The sequence below is a fragment of the Dokdonella sp. genome (genome assembly GCF_039926425.1).
Taxonomy (GTDB): domain Bacteria; phylum Pseudomonadota; class Gammaproteobacteria; order Xanthomonadales; family Rhodanobacteraceae; genus Dokdonella_A.
In genome coordinates, this window is sequence record NZ_JBDSWZ010000252.1 from 1 (window position 1) to 5,737 (window position 5,737).

General features: G+C 64.5%; 6 protein-coding genes. 5 read left to right on the forward strand and 1 reads right to left on the reverse strand.

Translation table 11 applies throughout. The annotated features are described in order from the left end of the window. Window positions 1-542, reverse strand: a 542-nt coding sequence (locus ABIV12_RS14605; protein WP_348060590.1) for a DUF2170 family protein, incomplete at its 3' end; no start/stop codon positions are given. Between the two features lie 266 nt (window positions 543-808). On the opposite strand from ABIV12_RS14605, the gene ABIV12_RS14610 reads away from it, so the two are divergent. From ABIV12_RS14610 to ABIV12_RS14630, 5 genes are all read left to right on the forward strand, one after another. Next, the gene (locus ABIV12_RS14610; protein WP_348060592.1) at window positions 809-2,296 is read left to right on the forward strand and encodes a GTPase domain-containing protein; all 1,488 of its coding nucleotides are present in this window, start codon (window positions 809-811) and stop codon (window positions 2,294-2,296) included. 68 nt (window positions 2,297-2,364) lie between these two features. After that, entirely contained in the window at window positions 2,365-3,045 is a 681-nt protein-coding gene (locus tag ABIV12_RS14615) for a YceI family protein (protein ID WP_348060594.1), read from the forward strand. Window position 3,046: 1 nt separating this feature from the next. After that, window positions 3,047-3,622, forward strand: a complete 576-nt coding sequence (locus tag ABIV12_RS14620; protein WP_348060596.1) for a cytochrome b — start codon at window positions 3,047-3,049, stop codon at window positions 3,620-3,622. Window positions 3,623-3,655: 33 nt separating this feature from the next. Continuing rightward, window positions 3,656-4,198, forward strand: coding sequence for a YceI family protein (locus tag ABIV12_RS14625; protein WP_348060598.1), 543 nt, complete (start codon window positions 3,656-3,658; stop codon window positions 4,196-4,198). A gap of 186 nt (window positions 4,199-4,384) precedes the next feature. Further along, window positions 4,385-5,701, forward strand: coding sequence for a GTP-binding protein (locus ABIV12_RS14630; protein WP_348060600.1), 1,317 nt, complete (start codon window positions 4,385-4,387; stop codon window positions 5,699-5,701). Window positions 5,702-5,737 lie beyond the last annotated feature (36 nt).

Consider the following 5,737-nt stretch of genomic DNA (forward strand, 5'->3'; position numbering starts at 1 on the left):
GGCGAGCGTGTCGACAATTCGCCGAACACGACATACACATCCTCGCCGTCGAATGCCTGCAGCCCGATGTTGGACAGCGGATTGAGCGGATTGAGGCGCAGGCACGCATCATTGAATGCGGCGCGATCGGCGACCTGAGAGCCCAGGCAGAGCGGTGTCGACGCGAACAGCTGCTCGCCGGATGCCATCAGATGGATGATCAGATCGCCATGCTCCGGCAACGCGATCGCGATGGTCGGATCGCTGCCGCGCTGCAGGCTGAGCTCGAACGGCAGGTGTTCGCGTTCGACATGTTCGGCGAGCGCTTCATGCAGGGCAATGGTGGTCCAGGCTTGGGTCATGGCGGAATACGCCTCCAGATGGCGGTAACGGTCGGGCAGAACGGCCTCGCGCAGCGCGAGTTCGAGAGTGGCGAGAATCTCCCGATGATCAGGACGGATGAACACCTGGCGCGGGACGAGACCCCTCTCACGCATGCGCTCGCGAAACGCGCGCTGGCTGCGGGCGGAATTGGAAACTGCGTCGGAGCGGTCGGCACTCATCGTTACAAGTAACATTACACGTAACGCCAACACGGCGTCAACGGCGTCACGTTCGACGCGCGAACGGTCGGTTTGCCGCGGTCCGCGGGCCGACCGCGCGACGTCTTGCGATCAGATCCTCCACAACGTTCCTCCCACTCGCGAAACAGGCGCCACGCGCACGACCCCGGTGACGATCAAAGACGCCGTCGTACTTGATCGCTGTACACGGCGTGTGGAGCGAACCTCACACCTCGCCGCACAACCGCTGCCGCTAGAATCAGCCGATGCCCTCCCCCCGACTTCCGCTCCGCCTGATCTTCCTGGGTGCTCTCGCGCTGGGCGCCGCGTTGCTCCTCGGGTTGCTGGTGGCGACGCTCAACAGCCTCCTCGATTTCTACCAGCATGTCGCCGCGATGCCTCTCTGGTTGCGGCTGCCCCTGATCGTGGTTCTCGCGTGCGCATTCGGCACCGTCGGCTGGTTGCTTTGGCGACTCGCGCGTCCGACGCGCAAGAGCTCGCCGATCGCGACGACTCCGGTGTCCCGCGCCGACATCGACACGCGCATTGACCACTTGCGCGAACGTCGCGTCGAGACCGCGGCGCTCGAAGCCGAGCTGAGCGAACTGGACCGCAGACGCCTGAGCGGCGATGTATACGTTGCGCTGTTCGGCGAAATCTCGACCGGCAAGTCGAGCTTGATCCGCGCGCTGGCGCCGGAAGCCGAACCCATGATCGATGTCCGTGGAGGAACCACGCGCCAGGTCGCCCATCATCGCGGACGACTGCCCGATGGGCGCGAACTGATCCTTGCCGACGTGCCGGGCAGCGGCGAAGTGGATGGCATCGTCCACGAGCAGCTCGCGCGTGACGAGGCGTTGCGAGCGCACGCGGTGATCTATCTTGCTGCGACCGACTTGACGCGCGCGCAGCACTCCGAACTGGCTTGGCTCGCAGGATTCCGCAAGCCGATCGTGCTCGCGCTCAACAAGGCAGACCAGTACGACGAGACAGATCGGGCGGCAGTGCTGCAGAAATTCGAACACCAGTACGGCGCAATGGTGCGCGCAATCGTGCCGATCAGCGCGGGCGGAAGCGAACGGTACGAGCGCACTCTGCCCGACGGACGCCGCGAGCGCGTCGAACGCGAACGCACGCCTGCGATCGGCATGCTGGTCAACGCTCTTGCGCAGACAACGGCCGCAGGTCACGACGGACTCGAACCCGGTCGCGAGGCAGGTCTGCTGGCAGAAGTCGGCCGACGCGGTGACGAACTGGCGCGCGCAACTGCGGCGCGCGAATCGACGGAGACCGTTGCGAAATACACGCGCCGCGCCATCGTCGGTGCAATGGCCGCCGTTGCGCCGGGCAGCGACATCCTGATCCAGGGCGCGCTCGGCACCGCCCTGGTGCGCGAACTCGCGCGCATCCACGGCGTTCCTGTGCGCGAACTCGACGTCGAGGCACTGCTGTCGCGCGTTGGCCTGACGGTGCGCAACACCACCGCGCTCGTCCTTGCGATCGTCGGCAACGCGATGAAGGCCTTTCCGGGACTTGGGACGCTTGGCGGCGGCATGCTGCACGCAGTCGCGTACGGACTCGTGTTCGACAGCCTTGGCCACGCGCTCGCCGAAACGCTGGCCGAGCGCGCAACGCTCGACGCTGCGGACGTCGCGACCCGCGTGCAGGCATTGCTGGCCGCACCCGCGCGCGAACGGCTCGAACGCGTCGCGCGACTCGCCCTCGATGCAGCGCGCAGCAGCGCCGATCCGTGATGCGGCGCGGAAACACCGTTCACCGCACGACGCTGGCGCCGTTCCGGGGTTTTTGCCAAGCTGTCGTCATGTCGATCGAACGAAACGCACGAACTCTCTCGCGCCCGCCGCCGCCGCGCGCTTCCGAACGCTTGGCCGTCTCCGCGGTCACGCTCATGGTCGCGATTGCCGCGATGTTCACTGCGTTACCGGCACTCGCATCGTCCGATACGTACCGCTTCGACCCTGTCCATACGCAGATCTGGTTCAGCGCGGACCACCAGAAGTTTTCGCATCCACTCGGCCGACTGCGCGTCAAGGAGGGCTGGTTCCGGTTCGATCCGAAGGACTGGAGCGCCAGCCATGTCGATGTCGTCGTCGATCTCGCGTCGGCCGACATGGGGGATGGAAAATGGAGCGACACCGTGAAGTCCGGCCAGTTCCTCGATGCACAACGCTGGCCGACCGCGCATTTCGTCAGCGACCGTGTCGAGCAGACCGATGCGAACCACGGTGTGATCCATGGAACACTCACCTTCCACGGCGTTGCGAAAGCAGTCGACGTCGCATTCACGCTCAACCGGATCGCCAACGATCCCTATCTGTTCAAGAAAAAGGCCGGATTTTCCGCCAGCGCAACACTCGACCGTTTCGCGTTCGGCATGGAGCGCTTCAAGGAGGTGGTCGGCGCACCCGTCGACCTGCGTCTCGAAATCGAAGGCATCAGCGACGATGCCGCGGCGAATGCTTCCAATCACCGGGAACCTTGAGATGACACTGAAAAGCGGCGTTGCGCACTGGGGCAGCCTGGCCAAATTCTTCCACTGGACAGTGGTCCTGCTGCTGCTTGTGCAGGGAACGCTCGGCCTGATCATGGTCAATCTGCCGAAGAAACCAAACGTGATTCCGCTCTTCACCTTCCACAAATCGCTCGGCCTCACGATCCTGCTGTTCGCGATCCTGCGACTGCTGTGGCGCGCGTTCGACCGGCGTCCGCAGGAACCGGCGTCGATGCCCCGCTCGCAGGTCGTCGGTGCGCGCATCGGACATGCGTTGCTGTACACATTGCTGTTCGCGGTTCCGCTGTCAGGCTGGCTGTTCGATTCGGCGTCATCGCTGCGGCCGTTGTTCTGGTGGAACGTCGTGCAGATTCCAAGCCTCACCGGCGGCAAGGACGACGCAATCAAGGCCTTCGCCGAGAATGCGCACGAGTGGCTCTTCTGGAGCCTGTTCCTGGTCGCCGCGGGTCACGCCGCCGCCGCGCTCGTTCATCATTTCTTCAACCGCGATGACGTGCTGCGCCGTATGCTGCCCGGCCGGCGTACGTCGGTCGATCGCATCGGCTGACACAACACTTTCCCGTTCCCGAAGGAGTTCTCCATGCTGCGCATCCTCGTTCTCGCATCGCTGCTTCTGCCGGCCGCAGCGTTCGCACGCGACTGGCAGGTCGACTCCACGAAGAGTGCGCTGACCTTCAAGGGCAGCTACCAGAATGAGGCCTTTGACGGCACTTTCAAATCGTTCGACGCCACCATTGTGTACGACGTTGCAAACCTGTCGGCGTCGAAGTTCGACGTGAGTGTCGATCTCGCCACCGCCGGCACCGGCAATGGCGATCGCGACGATTCGCTCAAAGGCAGTGACTTCTTCGACGTGAAAAAATCGCCGAAGGCGCATTTCGTCACCGGGTCGTTTGCCAGGTCGGCCGATGGCGGAGTCGAAGCAAAGGGCAGTCTCACGCTGCACGGACAGACGAAGCCGGTCACGCTCAACGTCAAGTTCGTCGAAAACGGCAGCGCGGCGACACTCGATGTCGACACCGTGCTGAAGCGCGCCGACTTCGGGCTCGGTGCCGGCAGCGACTGGAGCGACGTCGGTGCCGACGTCACTGTGCATGGGCACCTCGTCCTCACCGCAAAATAAAATGACAGCCCTGTAGGAGCGCTTCAGCCGCGATGCTTTTTTCTTGATGCCTTGGCAGAAAAGGCATCGCGGCTGAAGCCGCTCCGCGCAGAGGATCGATATGCGCAAGCGCCTCCCCATCGCGTGAACAATTCCGGCTCGATCTGGCAGCGCCTGCGCGAACGCTTCGCGCCGTCGCGCGAGGAAGTGCCGAACAGCGTGGCATCGCAGGCACGCGGCGATGCGCACAACTCCCACGCGATCGAAAGCCTTCGCACACTGCTTGACGATCCACAGATTCCTGCAGCGATCCGCAGCGGACTCGCTTCCGACTTCGCACGGCTCGAAGCGATGCTAGGCAAACTCGAACGCGGTGAATTGCATATCGCGGTGTTCGGCCGCGTCAGCGTTGGCAAGTCGGCGCTCGCCAATGCGCTGCTCGGTGAGGACGTGTTCGCGGTCGGCGTGCTGCATGGAACGACCACGCAGGCGACGCAGCGCAGCTGGCGCGAGGTCGCAGGCAGCGGCGTGCACCTGATCGACACGCCGGGTATCGACGAACTCGATGGCGAAGCGCGCGAGAAGCTCGCCTACGACGTCGCGGGCGTCTGCGATCTGGTCGTATTCGTCGTGGATGGCGACATGACCATGCGCGAGCGTGATGCATTGCATTTGCTTGCGCGAACCGAACGCCCGCTGCTGCTGGCGCTCAACAAGGTCGATCGCTACGGCGACGAGGAAGCAACACGCCTGCTCGAACGGCTGCGCGAGCATGCAGCAGGCATCGTGCGACCCGAGGACGTGGTCGCGATCAGCGCACAGCCCTCACCGCTCAAGCGCGTGCGTGTGGATGCCGATGGCACGGAAGTGGCCGAACTGGTCGAGCGCATGCCGGATCTCGACCGTCTGCGCGAACGCCTCACCGCGGTGGTCGAACGTGAGGGAAAGACACTGGCGGCGCTCAACGCGAGTCTGTTCGCCGGGCGATTGTCCGATCAGGTCGGCGTTCGGATCGCGCAAGCGCGCAGCGAACTGGCCGCGACGCTGATCCGCCAATACTGCATCGCCAAGAGTCTCGCGGTTGCGCTCAACCCGATACCAGTCGCCGATCTGCTCGCCGCGGGCGCGCTCGACGCTGCACTCGTCATGCATCTCGGGCGCGTGTATGGATTACCGCTGACGAAAAGCGAAGCCGGCTCGCTGATCGCGGTCATCTCGGCCCAGCTCGCTGCGCTGATGGGCGCGATCTGGGGTGTGCAGCTGGTCGCATCCGCGCTCAAAGGACTCAGCGCGGGACTGTCCACGGTCGTGACCGCCGGCGCGCAAGGCGCGCTCGCCTGGTATGCGACCGAACTGGTCGGACGCGCGGCGGAGAAATATCTCGTCGGCGGCAAGTCCTGGGGTGACAAAGGACCCAAACGCGTCGTGACCGAAATCGTCGACAGCCTCGACCGTGACTCGATCCTGCGTGAAGCACGCAGCGAGATCCTGCAACGCCTGCGCGGAACCGCAACGCGACCCTGAAACGCGAGTCGTCGGGCGACCAACGTGCTCGCGATG

What these genes read in the sequence shown, in the direction of transcription:
- ABIV12_RS14620 (WP_348060596.1), top strand. Translation starts at nt 3,047, where the DNA reads ATGACACTGAAAAGCGGCGTTGCGCACTGGGGCAGCCTGGCCAAATTC.
- ABIV12_RS14615 (WP_348060594.1), top strand. Translation starts at nt 2,365, where the DNA reads ATGTCGATCGAACGAAACGCACGAACTCTCTCGCGCCCGCCGCCGCCG.
- ABIV12_RS14610 (WP_348060592.1), top strand. Translation starts at nt 809, where the DNA reads ATGCCCTCCCCCCGACTTCCGCTCCGCCTGATCTTCCTGGGTGCTCTC.
- ABIV12_RS14625 (WP_348060598.1), top strand. Translation starts at nt 3,656, where the DNA reads ATGCTGCGCATCCTCGTTCTCGCATCGCTGCTTCTGCCGGCCGCAGCG.